The sequence below is a fragment of the Inquilinus limosus MP06 genome, assembly GCF_000767795.1.
Lineage (GTDB): Bacteria > Pseudomonadota > Alphaproteobacteria > DSM-16000 > Inquilinaceae > Inquilinus > Inquilinus limosus_E.
Map to the genome: position 1 here is coordinate 90,419 of NZ_JANX01000001.1, position 14,903 is coordinate 105,321.

Consider the following 14,903-nt stretch of genomic DNA (forward strand, 5'->3'; position numbering starts at 1 on the left):
CGGGAAGTAAACATTGATGATCCTGAGGCGTGAGAATGCCTGAATTAATGCCCCATGACGCCCCCCTGGTCAAGACCAAACGTGGTCGACCAAAACTCCCTATTATCAACAGGTTGCTGAAGTGCCTCGAAATCCCTAACTACGACGTCGAGCACCTGCTCCGTCCCCGCCCAGATTGGCCTTTGGGCCTCGAGGACACCGACTGGCTATGGGTCGGCCCTGTCGAGAAGTCCGGGCTCAAGAAGCGCCGGACCTTCAACCAGTATGAGGAGTTGGTCACCTACGTGGGTGGTCGGTTCAAGCGCGAGCAATTCTACATCGACGGCACCTACCGCGCCGCGTCACGCGTGCTCTACGAGCAGTTCGTCGGCCCCATCCCCGCCCACCTCGCCATCCGGCGCATCAAGTATCACGGGCACGATGCCGACTGCATCAACCCCTTCTGCATGAAGCTGCGCCCTCGGTCTCTGCTCGCCGAGCTGCAGCGGGAGATCGTTCAGGCCCACGACCTGGATGAGGACGGAGTCCCCGTCTTCTCCGACGAGGAACTCGCCGAGGAAACCGCCGAGGAGCTGGTCTCCTACTGGAACTCGTTCACCCCGGACCAGTTCTCCGCGTGGTTGACGAACCGCCTCCGACCCAGCGACATCCCCGAGCATCACGCCGCCCTCGCCCACATCCAGGACCGGGACCTCATCCAGGCCGTGGAACGCATCCTGAGGAACATCCGATGATCACCTACACCATGGGCGACGTCGACGCCGCCCTCCGCGCGATCTTCGGCCCGCACTACGACCCCCACGATCGCACCATCCACATGGACAGAGCCGCGGCCAGGTGTTTCGTCGAGCAGCGCCCCGAGGATCGCCACACCCAGGTTCTGCGCGCCGCCCTCACTCACCTCCGGAAGACCGGCGTCATCCTGCCTGAGGACGTGAGATGACCATCAGAATCTCGTTCGATCAGCCCACCAAGGAAGAGGGCTTCGCCGAAGGTGGCTACTTCCACCCTGCGGGGGTGGCAATCGAATATGTCGGCAACGGCGAGTACACCCTCAGGCCCACTTACAGCGACGGTAGGATAGCCTCCCACGGCACCATCATCCCCCGGAACGCCATCCCCGCCCTCATCCGGGCCCTGGAGGACGTCTGCGGCGACGCTGCGTGACTCGCCGACCCTCCCCGCTACCTGCGTAGCCCAGCCGCCTCCCCCGCCCTCAGCGGGCTTCTAAACGCGATAGAGGCGCGCAAGCAGAAACACTATTGCCGAGGTTGATACCAACCACATTTGCACTCAACCCCGCCCCCGCCCACACTCCCCCCGAGACCACAACCCATCCCTGAGAGGGACAAATGCAAATCGCCAGCATCAGCGGCCTCGACAACGATGTGCTTCGTTTCTCCTTCACCAACGGTTCCACATTGGAACTGCGGGACACCGGTCAGTCGTGCTGCGAATCCCGCTACATGACCTGTGACGACGACCTCAAGCCCATCATCGGCGCCACCCTGCTCGGGTGGGAGATCCGCGACGTCACCTACGATGGTGACGACTACGACGTTCACGAGATCCAGTTCCTGGTCGTGAACACCTCCCAGGGCTCCTTCACCGTCGCCAACCACAACGAGCACAACGGCTACTACGGCGGCTTCTCGATCGAGGAGCAGTGGACCCACCCTGCAACCCATCCCTGAGAGGGACAAATGACCCAGCTGATCACCACCGCCCAGATCAAGGCGGCGAACCTGGCCGCCATCGAGAACCAGACTCTCGCGGCCATCAAGCCCAACTTCGACAACACCGGCCGGTGCAGCTACCTCGCCGGCTGCGCCATCAGTGTCGCCATGTCACCCGAGACCCTCTCGGTCATCCGCGAGGAGCGCTCCGACGGCGAGAACATTCGTGAGCTCGTTGATATGGGCGTCGTGTCCGTCGAGGACACCACGCTCGCCTACCGGCTGCAGGGCCTCCACGACAAGCTCGCCCTCAGCGGGTTCATCGACGACTGGACCATCGCGTGGTTCCGCGCCCTTGCCCCCTACGAGGGCCAGCGCATCACGATCGAGCACTACCGGTCCGTGATCGAGGCGCTCTGAATGCGTGACACCCTCGACGACGCCATCAACCACGCCAAGGCCCATCCAGCGCCTTACACCTGGTACGTCTACGAGACGCCGTCGGGCAAATTCATCATCAGCGACTACCCGCCCACGTCCTGGCCCAGTTTCATACACAGGGCCACGATCTAATTCCCGCGAGGAACCAATGACCCAGTTCAAGCACACTCCCGAAGAGGCCCGCACCAAGTGGGTCGAGGCCCTCCGCTCCGGCGAATACCAGCAGGGCAAGCACCAGCTGCGCGACGGCGACGGTTTCTGCTGCCTCGGCGTGGCCTGCGATCTGTTCGCCAAACTCGAGGGGATCGGCGAGTGGGACAACGGCCACTTCAAGATCCAGCACGAGCGCGAATTCGGCGTCCTGCTCACGCCCGTGCGCACCTGGCTCGGCCTCCAGAGCAACACCGGGGACATCAACCCGACCAAGTGCCTCACCTCCCTCAACGACCGCGGCTACTCCTTCGCGGAGCTCGCCGACGTGATCGAGGAGAAGCCGGGAGACCTGATCGCATGAACGCCCCCGAACACATCCCGATCTTCCAACACGACGCCGACATCAAGGCCGGCATCGTCAACATCTACGAGCCCGACAACCCCGACTTCACCCGGTGCCCGGGCACGGTGTTCGACATGCGCTTCGACACCCCCGACGCCCTCTACCGGATCCGGATCATCCCCGGCGGCCGGAAGCGGACAAAGGCGGCCTATCATGCTCACTCGTGATGATCTCAACGCCGCACTCACCGCGGCTCGAGAGCTGCATCGAACCGAACCTCATGCAGCCAACCTTCCGCTCCATCAAGCGATGGTCGATGCGATCATCAAGCTCGGGGGAATACCCCCGGGCCGAGCAAACCCCGACGACATCCCCTCCAACTGCGTTATCGATATCGGCACCGAGTTCAACGGCAACGGCGGCGGTGACACCTTCGACACCATCGAGCAAGCGGCCCAGTTCGCGGCGCAGTGGATCCGCGGTCTCGACTGGTCCGACGTCGGTTCCGACGGGGATGTCCGACTCATCGTTGGACTGAGGGATCGCGACGCATGACCGCCCCCACTCCCGACCAGATCAAGATCCTCGTCGGCGCCGTGCGCGAGATCCTCGATGATTTTCCCTACATCGGGGAGAAATTCGACCCTCTGAGAGAGGCCCTCAAGCCGTTCGAGGAGCCTGCCCCCACCCAGACACCCGTGCTCAAGACCTATCGGGTCGACGTCCGCCGGATGTACTACTCGACCGCGACCATCGACGTCGAGGCACGGGACGAGCACGACGCCCGATATCAGGCGCTGCATATCATCGAACCCAACTGGCCCGAGCCGGACGTGTTCGGCGACGAGATCGACAGCATCACGGAGGTCACGCCGTGAACATCCTCTACGCCCTCGTCCTCGTCACCCACCTCGGCGCCGGCCCCTCCACCGTCGAGGTCGTCGACACGGGCCTCACCTTCGAGGACTGCGTCCCGCACCTGACCTACCTCGCGCTCCCGGGGGACCAGTACGTGGTCACCGAGTGTGTGGTGGATCGCCAGCCTTTCGCCGAGTAGGTCCTAGCCCTACTCCGGACCGGACCCCGGCGCAGGGGGTCGGTCGCCCCAACGACCTCGTCCGGCTCTGCCGCAAGCAGACATGGCGATGTACCACCTCCCCCGTCCGTTGCCCTGCGCCGGCGCGGATGGGACAACTGGGTATGAGCGAACACAGTGCCCCACCCAGGCTCACAACCAGTGCCTGGGTGGGGCGGGAGAACAACATGTCGGACATCTTCGAGAAGCATCCCCGCCCTTGGCGTGTCACGGACGAGTATCGTCGGTGGTTCACCGAGAACATCCACAATGAGAACCCTCCAGCCATTGTGGATGCCGCCTACGTCGAAGACGCGCCCTACTGCATCGATCATGTCGTGGTCGATGCCACTGAGGGCTTGAGGCTGGATCTCGATGTTGCCGATCAGATCGTGAACTGGGCCAACACAAAATGAAGCTCAAATATGAGGGCCGCGACATCAGCGTCCAGGAAGCAGTCGAGGAAGCTATCTCGCCTGGCCCGAGATACGAGGGTGATCCCCTCGAGTTCGAGGTCGAGCAGCTCACCAAGATGATGGGCCGGCTGCTCAACACCTTGCCGATCGCCGTCGCCCATCGGATCATCGACGATTACCGCATCCACCTGGTCGGGGACGACAATGCCACTTCGGGTTGAACTCCCGCGCGTGCTGCAACTCGCCGACCCCGTCCAGACACCACCCTGGTCAGGGTGTCACAGCCTCGACCCCGGCCTGCCCCGGATGCTGGCAGCGGATGGAGATTTGCTCGACCAGTTGGTCGAGCCCGGAGCCGCGACGTTGCAGGTTCACGCCCGTCGAATCGCCTGGTTCATCGTCAACGGATGGCACCAGCCGATCCACGTTGATGTCGGTGTCCCTTCCCTCGGCTTCACACCACGATGGCCGATCGAGGACGGCAACCACCGTCTCTATGCCGCGAAGCTCCGCGGCGACACCCACATTCTGGTGACGATCTCCGGTTCCGTTGACCTGGCAGCGGAGCTGTTCGGCGTCACTGCCGACGTGATCATCGAACAGGACCCCTAAGACCAGTCAAGTCCCCGCCCTGATCCACAACCTCACCCTGGGCGGGGTGTTGACTCGTCTCCCATCGCGACGACGCGGAACCACTCTCGAACAAACACGGGAGCCGCGGCGGGGACCGTCTGGGCAGTTTGATGCCGGCGAACGCCGGTCAGCCCCACCAGCACGAGCCAACCACTAGCGACCATCATACCAGCGCCAACCTTGCCACTGCTTCCAATACGGTGCATCAAACCGTGGTCGGAGCTTGCCCAAGTAAACGTTCGCGTTGCACGACCCGCGCCCTCTAACTATTACGTCAGCCGGATCAAAGAGATCGGCGTGCTTGCGGATGAACAGAGACAGATTCTTGAACCTATAGACGGTTCCATCTGGACTGAGCAGGGACCACTCACGAGCAGCGAAGTGTGTCTCGAAAGGACCTGCGATCGGCGAGCAGTGGACGGCCTCGAGACGCTTCTGATCGTTCGGAGTCGACACTCGTGAACGCCGTTTGAGCTCGTTTATGCAGGCACGACGCCCGCAGGTTTTCTTTGGGCGCGTCCAATGTTGGATAAACTGCACCTGCTTCCCACAAATCAAGCATGTCACGTCGAAGGTGTACTTCGTAGCCATGCCCTAAATCTAGCACGAACAACTTCGTGTTCGACAACCCCATTCCCGAGAGGAACCAATGTCTCGCACCGAGCGCCGCACCCTGGCGCGGCGGCTGATCCGCCGTGCCCAGGTCCTGAAGGACCTCGCCCTCACCACCCGGAACCACACCCTCTTCAACGACGTCCGGGCCTTGCGCAACCAGGCCGCGAAAATTCTGGCCGGTTGATATCTACCCCGTTTGCCCCGTGGCCGGACTCCGGTCATCTTCCACTTCGACACATCCCTGAGAGGGACCAATGCAGATCCACCTGACCATCCTCGTCAACCCGGATCCTATGGCCCAGAGGATTCCCGACATCAAGACGCTGCGGGAGATCACGGGCTTCGGCCTCAAGCACTCCAAGGACATGATCGAGGGCGTCGCCTACGACGTCATCCTCTCGGTCACCCAGCTCAATGAGCTCCTGGTCGCCTTCCCCAACCGGATCCGCATCGGCGAGCCGGTCCACGACCAGTTCGAGCACTACGAAGTCGATAGGAGCGATGAGCATCCCACCGACGTCGTTCTCCATATGGATCACGACAAGCACTGGGACGCTCTCCACACCTTGAGCATCCGTCCCGAGCGCATGATCACCGGTGTTCGGCTCTCCCGCGACCGCGCCATCGAGATCCTCGGCCAGATCGCCATCGACGGCATCGTGCTTCCGTCGATCGCCAGAGCCATCAATCCCAACGTCCTGGTCGCCAGGACCAATCCCTAACCCTCCCTCATTCCCGCGAGGAATCAATGTTCAAGCACACCCCCGAGCAGGCCCGAGCGGCCTGGGTCGCGGCCCTGCGTTCCGGCCAGTACAAACAGACCACCGACACCCTCAAGGACGACTACGGTTTCTGCTGTCTCGGCGTCGCGTGCGACGTCTACGCCAAGCTGGAGCCGGAAACCGGTGCCAGTTGGGACGGCGACACCTTTGTCACCCCCAACCACGACGACGACCAGAACGACGCCACCCTGCCCACCCTCGTGCGCAATTGGCTCGGCCTCGACGGCTTCAGTGGTCCCCTGACGCGTGAGGCCACCCTGGCGACGTGCGCCGCCTCTCTCGCCAATCTCAACGACGACAAGGGCTTCACGTTCGCCCAGCTGGCGGACGTGATCGAGAACAAGGGAGTGGTGCTCCGTGGTTGAGTTCAAGCACACTCCCGACCAGGCCCGTGCGGCCTGGGTCGCCGCTCTCCGCTCGGGCGAATACAAGCAGGGCAAGGGGAGGCTGCGAAGCTACCACGCGCCCTCCTATTGCTGCCTCGGCGTGGCCTGCGATGTGTTCCTCAAGCTTGAGGAACGGGGCGAGTGGCTCGATACCGTGTTCGATGTCAGCGGTGACAGCGCGGGCACCATTCTGCCACGCTCCGTCATGCGCTGGCTCGGCCTGACCAGCGAGGGCGGGGATCTCGTCGAGGTGATCGCCGCCAGCAGCGAAGATGACGACCCCGCCGAAGACCTGATCGCTGTCAACGACCGCGGCATCGGCGACTTCAACTTCATCGCCGACCTGATCGAGGGAGGGAAGGTCCAGTGCAACACCTGACCACCGCCCAGATCCGGGCCGCCAACCTTCGTGCCATCGAGGAAGGCACCCTCGCCGCGATCGCCCACCCGGGCAAGGACGGCTGCAGTTACATCCGAGGATGTGCCATCGGGTGCGCTCTCAACGATGAGACGCGCCAGAAGATCACCAACGATCTGCTCGACGCCACCCGTCTCGTCATCCTGCTCGAGGAGCCCGACCTCCTCCAGGTCGAGGACGTCGCCCTCGCCTGCCGGCTGCAGAGCGTCCACGACGCCCTCGCCCGCGGCGACATGATCGCGTCCGAGCACGCCGCGGCCTTCCCCGTCCTCACCCCCTTCATCGGCGAGCCCATCGAGCTCGACCACTACCGGGCCGTGATCGAGAGCCTGCCCACCTGATCCATCCACATCCCTGAGAGGGACCAATCCATGTCCGATTTCAAGCACACCCCTGAGCAGGCGAGATCCGCGCTTGTCACCGCGCTGCGTTCCGGCGACTACAAGCAGGCCGAAGGTCAACTGCGCAGAGGCGATCGTTTCTGCTGCCTTGGCGTCGCGTGCGACCTGTTCGCCAAACTGGAGGAGACAGGCCACTGGGATCCCGAGGACGAGGAAATCTTCCGGACCGCCGATGGCGGATGGGGTGACGCTCTACTGCCGGACACCGTTCGCCGCTGGCTCAACTTCCGGACGGTGAACGGGGAGTTGTTCAGTGACGAGACCTCTCTTGCCGGCATGAACGATCGCGGAGCCTCTTTCGCCGATCTGGCGAAGGTCATTGAGCAGGGCCAGGCCAATGCCTGACTTCAAGCACACCCCCGAACAGGCGCGTGCGGCCTGGGTCGCCGCCCTGCGCTCCGACGCCTATCAGCAGAGCCAGGGCGCCCTGCGTGACGTCAACTACCACACCGAGAAGAGCAGCTTCTGTTGCCTCGGCGTCGCCTGCGACGTGTTCCTGAAGCTCGAGGGCCGAGGCGAGTGGGACTGCGACGACTACTTCGTCGTCGGCGACTATGACAGCAGCACTGCCCTCCCCGATCCCGTCGCCGAATGGCTCGGCCTCTCGTCCTCGCTCGGCCGCCTGACCGAGGAGATCGACTACAACAGCATCCGGGTCGCCAGAGACCTCACCGACCTGAACGACAGCGCCAAATACTCGTTCGGCGACATCGCCGACCTAATCGAGGGCGGCAAGGTCGCTCTCTCCCACATTCCCGCGAGGAACCAATGAACGTCGAACGTCTCACCGAGCTCGTGCGCCTGCTGCGCGAGCCTTCCCAGGTCCCCGGCGTGTGGGGGTTCTGGATGGGTACCTGGTACGAGCAGTTTTCAGGCGTCGAGCACGTCGTCAACGCCGAAGCCTACGACGAGGAGAACAACTGCGGCACGACGTGTTGCGCGATGGGCCTGGCCGGGCTGCACAAGTCCTTTCAGGACCAAGGCCTCACCTACGACCCGGAGAGGGCCATTTTCGCCGTCGATGGGCGCCGGTCCAACGGCTTCGATGCTGCCGCGATCTTCTTCGACATCCCGTTCGATGACGCACTAGCGATCTTTGACGCGCACTACAGCCTCTACGGCACCAGCGACCCCAGCCCCGAACAGGTCGCCAATGTCATCGAGCGCTACATCGTCGACGGGAGCCTGCCGTGAACAAGCCCCGCCTCCTCCGCCTCGTCCAGCTGCTGCGCGCCCCGCTGCCCGACGAGCTCAGCGGGTTCTCAATGAGTTTCTTCAGGACCAACGTGGACCTGAACGACTTCGGCGCGGACAACGCAGTGTGGCGCCCTGGGTTCAATTGCGGCACGGTCTGCTGCGCGCTGGGTCTGGCTGCCCTCGACCCCGAGTTTCAGACCGCTGGCCTCCACCTGTCCGGCGGGAACGTCTACTTCGAGAACTCGAACAGCTACGATGCCGGGGCTGAGTTCTTCGAAATCCCGATCGATCATGCCGAGCGCATCTTCTACCCCGACGACGACCTCTACGGGCCCCGGCCTCACCGCCCCGAGACCGTCGCCGACGTGATCGAGCGGTACGTGGAGACGGGGGTGCTTCCGTGAGCAAACCCTGGCAGTTGCGCTACTTCATCGGAGACGAACCCGCCAGCGAAGCTTGTGCTGACGTCGATCGTGCAGAGTTCAGTCGGCACGGTGTGTACGACCGCGTGGTCGTGCCCGTGAAAGACGGCACGTCTCGCAGTCTTCTCAGCCTCCTCGAACGTGCCTACGAGGCGGGACGCCAGGCCAAGGCGGATGAAATTCGGCACGCAGTCTTCAACACAAGGCCCGTTCCATGACCCCCACCCCCCTCCAGCTCCTCGAGCAGGTCTGTGGCGAGGTCCACGAGCGCCGAGACGGCAAGCTGCTGATCGCCCTGTCCGGCGGGCTCCCCAACTACGACCCGCGCGTCACGGTGATCCGAGCGGCTCTCGCCGCTCGGGCGCCTCTGCGAGAAGATATCGATCTCCTCCTCGATCGGCTGGAAGACAAGGCCAAGAGCTACCGCCACACAGCTGATCGGTGTGACAACCCCGACGCTGCCGACTTCTTCCGCAGCACGGCGCTCCAGGCCGACATCGACGCCGGCCTAGTGCAGTCACTCGCGGAACGGGGGAAGCAGCTCGAGGATCTCGCGAAGGATGCCCTTCGGGATCTCCGCTACATCTACGACAACTTCCCGGAGACGGGCGGCGGGTTCGTCGCCCGGGAGACCATCCGGAAGCTCGAGGCGGTTCTGAAATGAAACTCAAGGCCGTCCACAACAAGCGCCTCGGCCGGTGGCAGCTTTGCCATGACCAGTGGTGCAAGCCGGGTGAGACCAGCATCGTCGCGATCGTCCTCACCAGCGAGGATCCCGAGGCCGACGAGCGCCGGGCGAAGCTGATCGAAGCCCGGTTCAACGAGGGCGACGCGCTCCAGCGATCACGAGATCTCTGGAAGGAAACAGCTGAGTTCGTTCTCAAGCATGCAACCCCCACCGGCTGGCGCCCAAAGATGGAGTGGGCCGAAGACGATCAACCCATTCCCGAGGACGCCCAGATCGAGGCCGCCCATCCGATGATCTCCGAGGCACCGAACGTCCATGGTGTCTACGCCGAAGCGCTCCGGATGGTCTCGGCCAAGCGTTCGAAGTACGCCCTGGTCGACCTCGTCCACTGGCTGCTGATGCGCCATGCGTAACCGCCACCCAGGTCCCTGCTACCGCTGCGGCGAGGTCGTCCTCGCCGGCGAGGGCCACTTCGAGAAGTGGGGCCGAGGCTGGCTTACCCAGCACGCCGAATGTGCTATCGCCTACCGGGGCACCGGCGTCGGCAAGACCGAACCACAAAGCAGTCGCGGAGGAAGAGATGAGTGACATCGAACGCCGGATCCTCACCTACCTCAGCCGATATAAGAAGGAGATCGGCGCCATGTGGACGGCCGACATCGCCTACGGCCTGCGAGAGTCCACACCTTTCATCCGGAAGATCCTGGTGAAACTGGAGAAGGACGGGAAGGTCAGGCGTGTCGTGATCGGCAACCCGACGTCGTGGGAGCTGGCAGAATGACACCCTCAGAGATCGCCAGGAGAGAACGCGTAAAAACGCTGGAGTTGCTTGCCCAGAACCCCGAACTCTCCGACGAGACCCGTCGAGACGCCGAGGTCCTCGGCGGTGCTCTGACGCTGGCGATCAACCAAGTTGGGGAGGTGCTCGGCCGACCTCTGGCGCCAGGCGTCGTCGCGTTGGTGCTCCGCGCCTACGCCGAAGAAGCAGAGCGCGTGATCGCCGCGCTCCGTGAACACTACAATTCGGAGAGTTGATATCAACTTGCTTTGACCAGACCATCCGGCCCGAGCATCTTTACCAAACACCATCCCTGAGAGGGACCAATGTCGAACGTTCTCACCTTCCCGGCCCAGGATCAGCCTGCGGTCGAGCACGTCTCCCAGGACCAGTGGGGGCGGCCGATGTACCGGTTCGCGATCTCGTACGATCACCTGCCGAACCGCACCTGGACCGCCGACATCTGGGCCTACAACCAGGCCGACGCAGAGGCCCGGCTCGAAGCCATCCGCAACAACGGCGTCATCGCCGGCCAGGCGCTTGAGGAGGGGGCATGGTGAACCTGCCCGAACTCCGCCCCATCGGGCCGGATGGCGCCCCTCATGCCAAGCTGAAGGGCCAGATCCAGATCCTCACCGCCATGCACCACGTCGAGCTGATTCAGGTCGGCTACCTGACGGAGTATGGAGACATCATCACCCGCCAGATGCCGGACGAGGACGCGCCCGATATGGCTGACATCGTCTCGGTCGAGCCGGAATTCACCGACGAGTTCAACGAGCTCCACGCCGCTACCGGCAGCCAGGGCTGGCTCGAGACCGTGTTCATCGCGCACCGCGAGTATGCGGTGTTCATCTTCCCGTTCTCGCTATGAACAAGCTCGACAGCTTGGTTCGGATGAGCCTTCTTCGCTATCCGACCCTCTATGCGACCAGGTGGGACGTTCTGCGGAACCTCTATCTCGGCTTTGGCCACGGCTACGAGTGGATCGACGGCGAGCTGAGCAACATCTTCAAGGAGGACGACGAAGAGACGGCCCGCTCCAGGTTCTTCCGGGACATTAACGAAGACGCGGCCGAGCATCAGGCAGCGGTCGATCGGGGAATTCCTGATTTCCTGCAAGACCTGTATGAGCGCCGGCGAGTCAACCTCGAATTGCGTCGCCAGCGCCGGCGGTTCCAGTTCGACAACCTCGACATGATCACCGTCGAAGATCGTCTCTATCTGACCGGCTCATGGGACAACCCGCACGGCATCGTGCGGACCATTTCGACCCGGTACAGCCCGATCTTCCTGGTGCCGGACAACGCCGAGGAGTCGTTCCGACGCGGCGCCCGCGAGGTCTTCGACATCGCGATCCCCATGCTCTACGACCTCGAGCTCTGCGGCCACGACCACGGCATGCGCGCCACTCTGATCGCTTCGCAGAACAGGATCTTCCCACCGTCACCCTACGCCACCGAACTGGCGAAGAAACTGATCGACGAGATCCGGCGAGAAGAAGAAGAAGAAGAAGAAGAAGAAGAAGAAGGCGAGTAGTCTTTCCACCACATCCCTGAGAGGGACCAATGCTGACCCAAGCCATCGACGAGTACATCGCCGGGCTCGAGATCCCGTCCAACATTAAGGACATGATCTCCCTCGCCCGGATGGACCTGACCAATGGGCCCGTCTACCTCGACGCCGGCGGCGAGCCCTGCTCCTGCTTCGACCCCTACGTGAAGCGCTTCGACTTCTCGGCGGCCACCGACCAGATCTCCACGGCGCTCCGGGACCTGGTCGGGCCGATCTACCTCACTGAGGACGGGTGCTGGCAGATCAGCGAGCCCGAGGCGGAGCTCGATTGGTTCACCAACGACGATGGTGAGGTCGAGGAAATCTGGGTGCCGGCTCCGGACTTCACCGTCGTCGACACGAGCCAGATCCTCGCCCGGATCGTCGGGCCGGAGCTCGTGAGGTACGTGTGATGAAGCGCAAGCACCTCACCGACGCAGAGCAGTCGACCCTCACCAACGCCCTCCAGGTCGCGGCCGAGCGCTTCGATGAGCACGTCAAGCTGTTCACCGAGCTCGCCGAGGGCGGTGGCAACGACTTCATCCGCCCCCGTGCCGCCGTCTCGATGGCCCAGCAGTTCGAGCGCCAGGCGGCGGACACCCGATCCCTGCTCTCGGTGATCAACGGCGCCGAGAGCGTAAAGGTGGAGTACGAGCCCGACGATGAGTGACTACGACCGCGTCATCGCCATCGAGGCCGAGCAGCAGCGTCTGCGTGCCGAGATGGAGCTCCAGCCCCAGCTCTGGATCCCCAACCTGATCCGGATCGCCGGCCTCGAGCAGGATCGAGCCGCCACCTACGCCCGGTTGAGGGAGGGGGCGGCATGAGGCACCTCTGCTCCGACTGCGGCGGCACCGGCCGGGACGAGCGGAAAACCGCCGCTAAAGCCAAGGAAGACGCCGAGTTTCGACATCGGGTCAAGCACCACGGGACCTATGTCCAGTGCTGGACCTGCAACGGTAGAGGCATCGATCCAGCGGAGTATTTCCGCTGGGGGCCTCATCCCACAAGGGACAAATGTGATGCATGACCCCAAGATCGGTGAGATCATCACCAACCCCGACGCCAAGCGCGACGCCATCCACTTCGCCGTGGCTCCCGTCACCGCGGCGCACCATCTGCGGCCCGGCGACCGGGTCCAGTTGCGCGACGACGGCACGGCCACCAATGCCACCGACAAGGTGATCGGCATCGTCGATCCTTTCCTCGACGAGAACGTCAAGAAGGGCGACCGCTTCTTCCTGTTCCTGATGCCGAACACCATCACCAGCCTGCGCCACGCCTGGGCCCACCCGGCCTTCCCCGACGAGCAGCTGGGCGAGATCGCCCCGCAGAACCCGGTCAAGGCGACCGAGTCCCGGCAGTGGATCGAGGAGTTCGCCTCGAGCATGGGCTACACCTACGATGAGGTGATGACGGCGGCCAATGATCTCGCCGACGATGAGTGGGACTACACCTACGACAACAGCGAGAAATACAAAGACCGGGACTGGGAAGAGTTCTGGCCTCACTGGGAGCAGGTGACTGGTCGAACCAAGCCGGAGCACATTTACGGCGGAGCGCCGTATTCGTGCGCCTGCTGAGGATCCGGCCATGAAAACCATCTGGGCCCTCACCTCGGTCGCCAACCTCTACGATCAGCCCCCGAACAACCTGGTCGCGTGGTGGAGCGAGAAGCCCACCCTCGACCAGGTCTGTGACGCGCTCGGGATGGGCAAGTTCCCTCCCCAAACCGATCAGGCCGTGCTGCAGGTCGTCAACATCTGGTCCGGCAAAACCGAGAGGATCGGCAGCGACATCAGCGGCACCGACTTTTCCCTCAGCGAGATCAAGGAAGGCAAGCTGTGAACTATTTTGGCTGCGGACTGATGATCTTTGGCGCCGTGATGCTTCTATGCCACGGCGTGCAACAACCCACCAACCTTCGCTTCTCAATCTTTACCAGTGCCGGCACCGTTTTGGCTATTCTTGCAGGAGCATACGCGCTGTGAACGTCAACATCAGCATCGACATCCCGATCAGCCGGATCGCCGACCTCGTCTGCAACTGCTTCGAGGGCAGTTACTCGCCCTGGATCGGCAGCGCCAACCTGGCGCCCGGCGAGCACGCGATACCCGGGCTCGTCTTCTGGGCCCAGCCGCTCCTGTACGAGCAGCCGCGGTTCGGCATCGTCGTCACCTACGACGGCCCGGACGATGACGAGGGCTCCTTCGCCAGCCAGAAGACGATCACGCTCGAGGACCTCCGCAAGGGCCTCGAGCTGATGGCTAAGGAGGAGCCCTATCAGTTCGGCAACTTCCTTTCGGACAACGACGACGCGATCACCGCCGACACCTTCATGCAGCTCGTGGTACTGGGAGAGGTGGTGTACGGATAGGCATGACCGACCCCCAGTTCCAGGCTCTGAACTACCTCTACACCAGCGGCTTCAAGCCGCAACTGTGGGGTTCAGACTCGGCTGGGTGGCGGATTGGTCCGCTGCACAAGGTGTCCGCCGCCACCAAGCGCGCCCTCCTCCGCAACGGCTGGATCAAGTACGTGAAGGCCACTGCCGAGGCCGAGTGGTTCGAGCCCACGGCTGAGGGCCGGAGAGCCTATATGGCGGAGAAGGCGAGAAGACGATGACAAGATCCCTCAGTTCCATCTCCCAGCTGATGTACAAGGCTGGGATCGATCTGGAGGCATTCTACATGTTCGCGATCGCTCTCGGTGTTTCCGAAGATCGAGCGGAGCGGTTCCTCGAGGAGGAGGTGAAGGTGGTCCAGCAAAATCCTCACTTGCGGTATGAGGACGCCGTCGAGAAGGCACGGAAGCGGGTTTTGGAGCTCGCGACTCGACATTCGACCTGATGTTCCTATAATGTTCTCATCCGGCATGGAGGAGAACGTGCTCACCCTCAACACGATCGGCGACCTGGTCGACAGC

Annotated in this window: 38 protein-coding genes; all 38 read left to right on the forward strand. The window is 63.2% G+C overall.

The genetic code is table 11. The features are described from left to right. The first annotated feature begins 47 nt into the window (after nt 1–47). The 38 genes from P409_RS00435 to P409_RS00605 all read left to right on the forward strand — a co-directional run bounded on the left by P409_RS00435 (nt 48) and on the right by P409_RS00605 (nt 14,827). Entirely contained in the window at nt 48–734 is a 687-nt protein-coding gene (locus P409_RS00435; RefSeq protein WP_152613165.1) for a hypothetical protein, read from the forward strand. Further along, nucleotides 731–943 (forward strand): hypothetical protein, encoded by a 213-nt coding sequence (locus P409_RS00440; protein WP_034830537.1) that lies wholly within the window; start codon nt 731–733, stop codon nt 941–943. The genes P409_RS00435 and P409_RS00440 overlap by 4 nt, the downstream gene beginning before the upstream one ends. Further along, complete coding sequence (locus P409_RS00445; protein ID WP_034830541.1) at nt 940–1,167, forward strand: hypothetical protein; 228 nt, start codon at nt 940–942, stop codon at nt 1,165–1,167. The genes P409_RS00440 and P409_RS00445 overlap by 4 nt, the downstream gene beginning before the upstream one ends. A 185-nt stretch (nt 1,168–1,352) precedes the next feature. Continuing rightward, a complete protein-coding gene (locus P409_RS00450; protein WP_034830543.1) occupies nt 1,353–1,694 on the forward strand; it encodes a DUF7448 domain-containing protein in 342 nt (113 codons plus the stop codon). A gap of 9 nt (nt 1,695–1,703) precedes the next feature. Beyond that, complete coding sequence (locus P409_RS00455) at nt 1,704–2,096, forward strand: hypothetical protein (RefSeq protein WP_034830546.1); 393 nt, start codon at nt 1,704–1,706, stop codon at nt 2,094–2,096. 169 nt (nt 2,097–2,265) lie between these two features. Continuing rightward, complete coding sequence (locus P409_RS00460) at nt 2,266–2,631, forward strand: hypothetical protein (RefSeq protein WP_034830550.1); 366 nt, start codon at nt 2,266–2,268, stop codon at nt 2,629–2,631. Beyond that, entirely contained in the window at nt 2,628–2,840 is a 213-nt protein-coding gene (locus tag P409_RS00465; protein WP_034830553.1) for a hypothetical protein, read from the forward strand. Before P409_RS00460 ends, P409_RS00465 begins: the two co-directional genes overlap by 4 nt. Continuing rightward, the gene (locus P409_RS00470) at nt 2,827–3,168 is read left to right on the forward strand and encodes a hypothetical protein (RefSeq protein ID WP_152613167.1); all 342 of its coding nucleotides are present in this window, start codon (nt 2,827–2,829) and stop codon (nt 3,166–3,168) included. Before P409_RS00465 ends, P409_RS00470 begins: the two co-directional genes overlap by 14 nt. Continuing rightward, nucleotides 3,165–3,491 (forward strand): hypothetical protein, encoded by a 327-nt coding sequence (locus tag P409_RS00475; protein ID WP_034830558.1) that lies wholly within the window; start codon nt 3,165–3,167, stop codon nt 3,489–3,491. The genes P409_RS00470 and P409_RS00475 overlap by 4 nt, the downstream gene beginning before the upstream one ends. Beyond that, nucleotides 3,488–3,670, forward strand: coding sequence for a hypothetical protein (locus tag P409_RS00480; protein WP_034830561.1), 183 nt, complete (start codon nt 3,488–3,490; stop codon nt 3,668–3,670). The genes P409_RS00475 and P409_RS00480 overlap by 4 nt, the downstream gene beginning before the upstream one ends. Before the next feature lie 206 nt (nt 3,671–3,876). Then, nucleotides 3,877–4,104 (forward strand): hypothetical protein, encoded by a 228-nt coding sequence (locus P409_RS00485; protein WP_034830563.1) that lies wholly within the window; start codon nt 3,877–3,879, stop codon nt 4,102–4,104. Further along, complete coding sequence (locus tag P409_RS00490; protein ID WP_034830566.1) at nt 4,101–4,325, forward strand: hypothetical protein; 225 nt, start codon at nt 4,101–4,103, stop codon at nt 4,323–4,325. Before P409_RS00485 ends, P409_RS00490 begins: the two co-directional genes overlap by 4 nt. Before the next feature lie 10 nt (nt 4,326–4,335). Beyond that, nucleotides 4,336–4,716 carry a ParB/RepB/Spo0J family partition protein gene (locus P409_RS40010; RefSeq protein ID WP_193366465.1) on the forward strand — a complete coding sequence of 127 codons (381 nt, stop codon included), beginning with the start codon at nt 4,336–4,338 and terminating at the stop codon, nt 4,714–4,716. Between the two features lie 670 nt (nt 4,717–5,386). After that, on the forward strand, nt 5,387–5,536 hold the full coding sequence (locus tag P409_RS38580) for a hypothetical protein (protein WP_161790310.1): 150 nt from the start codon (nt 5,387–5,389) through the stop codon (nt 5,534–5,536). Nucleotides 5,537–5,606: 70 nt separating this feature from the next. Beyond that, nucleotides 5,607–6,074, forward strand: coding sequence for a hypothetical protein (locus P409_RS00500; RefSeq protein ID WP_034830569.1), 468 nt, complete (start codon nt 5,607–5,609; stop codon nt 6,072–6,074). Nucleotides 6,075–6,100: 26 nt separating this feature from the next. Beyond that, complete coding sequence (locus tag P409_RS00505) at nt 6,101–6,499, forward strand: hypothetical protein (RefSeq protein WP_034830572.1); 399 nt, start codon at nt 6,101–6,103, stop codon at nt 6,497–6,499. Next, complete coding sequence (locus P409_RS00510; protein WP_034830573.1) at nt 6,492–6,899, forward strand: hypothetical protein; 408 nt, start codon at nt 6,492–6,494, stop codon at nt 6,897–6,899. Before P409_RS00505 ends, P409_RS00510 begins: the two co-directional genes overlap by 8 nt. After that, nucleotides 6,887–7,279 carry a hypothetical protein gene (locus P409_RS00515; RefSeq protein ID WP_034830578.1) on the forward strand — a complete coding sequence of 131 codons (393 nt, stop codon included), beginning with the start codon at nt 6,887–6,889 and terminating at the stop codon, nt 7,277–7,279. The genes P409_RS00510 and P409_RS00515 overlap by 13 nt, the downstream gene beginning before the upstream one ends. A gap of 30 nt (nt 7,280–7,309) precedes the next feature. Next, nucleotides 7,310–7,684 carry a hypothetical protein gene (locus P409_RS00520; protein WP_034830581.1) on the forward strand — a complete coding sequence of 125 codons (375 nt, stop codon included), beginning with the start codon at nt 7,310–7,312 and terminating at the stop codon, nt 7,682–7,684. Next, nucleotides 7,677–8,111: a hypothetical protein gene (locus tag P409_RS00525; RefSeq protein ID WP_034830583.1), complete on the forward strand. Its 435-nt coding sequence runs from the start codon at nt 7,677–7,679 to the stop codon at nt 8,109–8,111. Before P409_RS00520 ends, P409_RS00525 begins: the two co-directional genes overlap by 8 nt. Next, on the forward strand, nt 8,108–8,533 hold the full coding sequence (locus P409_RS00530) for a hypothetical protein (RefSeq protein WP_034830587.1): 426 nt from the start codon (nt 8,108–8,110) through the stop codon (nt 8,531–8,533). Before P409_RS00525 ends, P409_RS00530 begins: the two co-directional genes overlap by 4 nt. After that, nucleotides 8,530–8,940 carry a hypothetical protein gene (locus tag P409_RS00535; protein WP_034830590.1) on the forward strand — a complete coding sequence of 137 codons (411 nt, stop codon included), beginning with the start codon at nt 8,530–8,532 and terminating at the stop codon, nt 8,938–8,940. The genes P409_RS00530 and P409_RS00535 overlap by 4 nt, the downstream gene beginning before the upstream one ends. Beyond that, nucleotides 8,937–9,176: a hypothetical protein gene (locus tag P409_RS37630; protein WP_152613168.1), complete on the forward strand. Its 240-nt coding sequence runs from the start codon at nt 8,937–8,939 to the stop codon at nt 9,174–9,176. The genes P409_RS00535 and P409_RS37630 overlap by 4 nt, the downstream gene beginning before the upstream one ends. After that, nucleotides 9,173–9,622 carry a hypothetical protein gene (locus P409_RS00540; protein ID WP_034830593.1) on the forward strand — a complete coding sequence of 150 codons (450 nt, stop codon included), beginning with the start codon at nt 9,173–9,175 and terminating at the stop codon, nt 9,620–9,622. The genes P409_RS37630 and P409_RS00540 overlap by 4 nt, the downstream gene beginning before the upstream one ends. After that, nucleotides 9,619–10,059 carry a hypothetical protein gene (locus tag P409_RS00545; protein WP_034830596.1) on the forward strand — a complete coding sequence of 147 codons (441 nt, stop codon included), beginning with the start codon at nt 9,619–9,621 and terminating at the stop codon, nt 10,057–10,059. Before P409_RS00540 ends, P409_RS00545 begins: the two co-directional genes overlap by 4 nt. A gap of 167 nt (nt 10,060–10,226) precedes the next feature. Beyond that, on the forward strand, nt 10,227–10,427 hold the full coding sequence (locus P409_RS00550) for a FaeA/PapI family transcriptional regulator (RefSeq protein WP_034830599.1): 201 nt from the start codon (nt 10,227–10,229) through the stop codon (nt 10,425–10,427). Next, nucleotides 10,424–10,681: a hypothetical protein gene (locus P409_RS37635; protein WP_152613169.1), complete on the forward strand. Its 258-nt coding sequence runs from the start codon at nt 10,424–10,426 to the stop codon at nt 10,679–10,681. Before P409_RS00550 ends, P409_RS37635 begins: the two co-directional genes overlap by 4 nt. 69 nt (nt 10,682–10,750) lie before the next feature. Beyond that, nucleotides 10,751–10,984, forward strand: coding sequence for a hypothetical protein (locus P409_RS00560; RefSeq protein WP_034830608.1), 234 nt, complete (start codon nt 10,751–10,753; stop codon nt 10,982–10,984). Beyond that, nucleotides 10,978–11,298, forward strand: coding sequence for a hypothetical protein (locus P409_RS00565; RefSeq protein WP_034830611.1), 321 nt, complete (start codon nt 10,978–10,980; stop codon nt 11,296–11,298). Before P409_RS00560 ends, P409_RS00565 begins: the two co-directional genes overlap by 7 nt. Beyond that, the gene (locus P409_RS00570; RefSeq protein WP_034830614.1) at nt 11,295–11,963 is read left to right on the forward strand and encodes a hypothetical protein; all 669 of its coding nucleotides are present in this window, start codon (nt 11,295–11,297) and stop codon (nt 11,961–11,963) included. The genes P409_RS00565 and P409_RS00570 overlap by 4 nt, the downstream gene beginning before the upstream one ends. Nucleotides 11,964–11,992: 29 nt before the next feature. Beyond that, entirely contained in the window at nt 11,993–12,391 is a 399-nt protein-coding gene (locus P409_RS00575) for a hypothetical protein (protein WP_034830618.1), read from the forward strand. Beyond that, nucleotides 12,391–12,648 (forward strand): hypothetical protein, encoded by a 258-nt coding sequence (locus P409_RS00580; RefSeq protein ID WP_034830622.1) that lies wholly within the window; start codon nt 12,391–12,393, stop codon nt 12,646–12,648. The genes P409_RS00575 and P409_RS00580 overlap by 1 nt, the downstream gene beginning before the upstream one ends. Then, nucleotides 12,641–12,805: a hypothetical protein gene (locus tag P409_RS38585; RefSeq protein WP_161790311.1), complete on the forward strand. Its 165-nt coding sequence runs from the start codon at nt 12,641–12,643 to the stop codon at nt 12,803–12,805. Before P409_RS00580 ends, P409_RS38585 begins: the two co-directional genes overlap by 8 nt. 195 nt (nt 12,806–13,000) lie before the next feature. Further along, nucleotides 13,001–13,561: a hypothetical protein gene (locus tag P409_RS00585; protein WP_034830626.1), complete on the forward strand. Its 561-nt coding sequence runs from the start codon at nt 13,001–13,003 to the stop codon at nt 13,559–13,561. Nucleotides 13,562–13,571: 10 nt separating this feature from the next. Then, complete coding sequence (locus P409_RS00590) at nt 13,572–13,826, forward strand: hypothetical protein (RefSeq protein WP_034830629.1); 255 nt, start codon at nt 13,572–13,574, stop codon at nt 13,824–13,826. 139 nt (nt 13,827–13,965) lie between these two features. After that, the gene (locus P409_RS00595) at nt 13,966–14,355 is read left to right on the forward strand and encodes a hypothetical protein (RefSeq protein ID WP_034830631.1); all 390 of its coding nucleotides are present in this window, start codon (nt 13,966–13,968) and stop codon (nt 14,353–14,355) included. A 2-nt stretch (nt 14,356–14,357) separates the two neighbouring features. Next, a complete protein-coding gene (locus P409_RS00600) occupies nt 14,358–14,603 on the forward strand; it encodes a hypothetical protein (RefSeq protein ID WP_034830635.1) in 246 nt (81 codons plus the stop codon). Next, nucleotides 14,600–14,827, forward strand: a complete 228-nt coding sequence (locus tag P409_RS00605; RefSeq protein WP_034830639.1) for a hypothetical protein — start codon at nt 14,600–14,602, stop codon at nt 14,825–14,827. The genes P409_RS00600 and P409_RS00605 overlap by 4 nt, the downstream gene beginning before the upstream one ends. Nucleotides 14,828–14,903 lie beyond the last annotated feature (76 nt).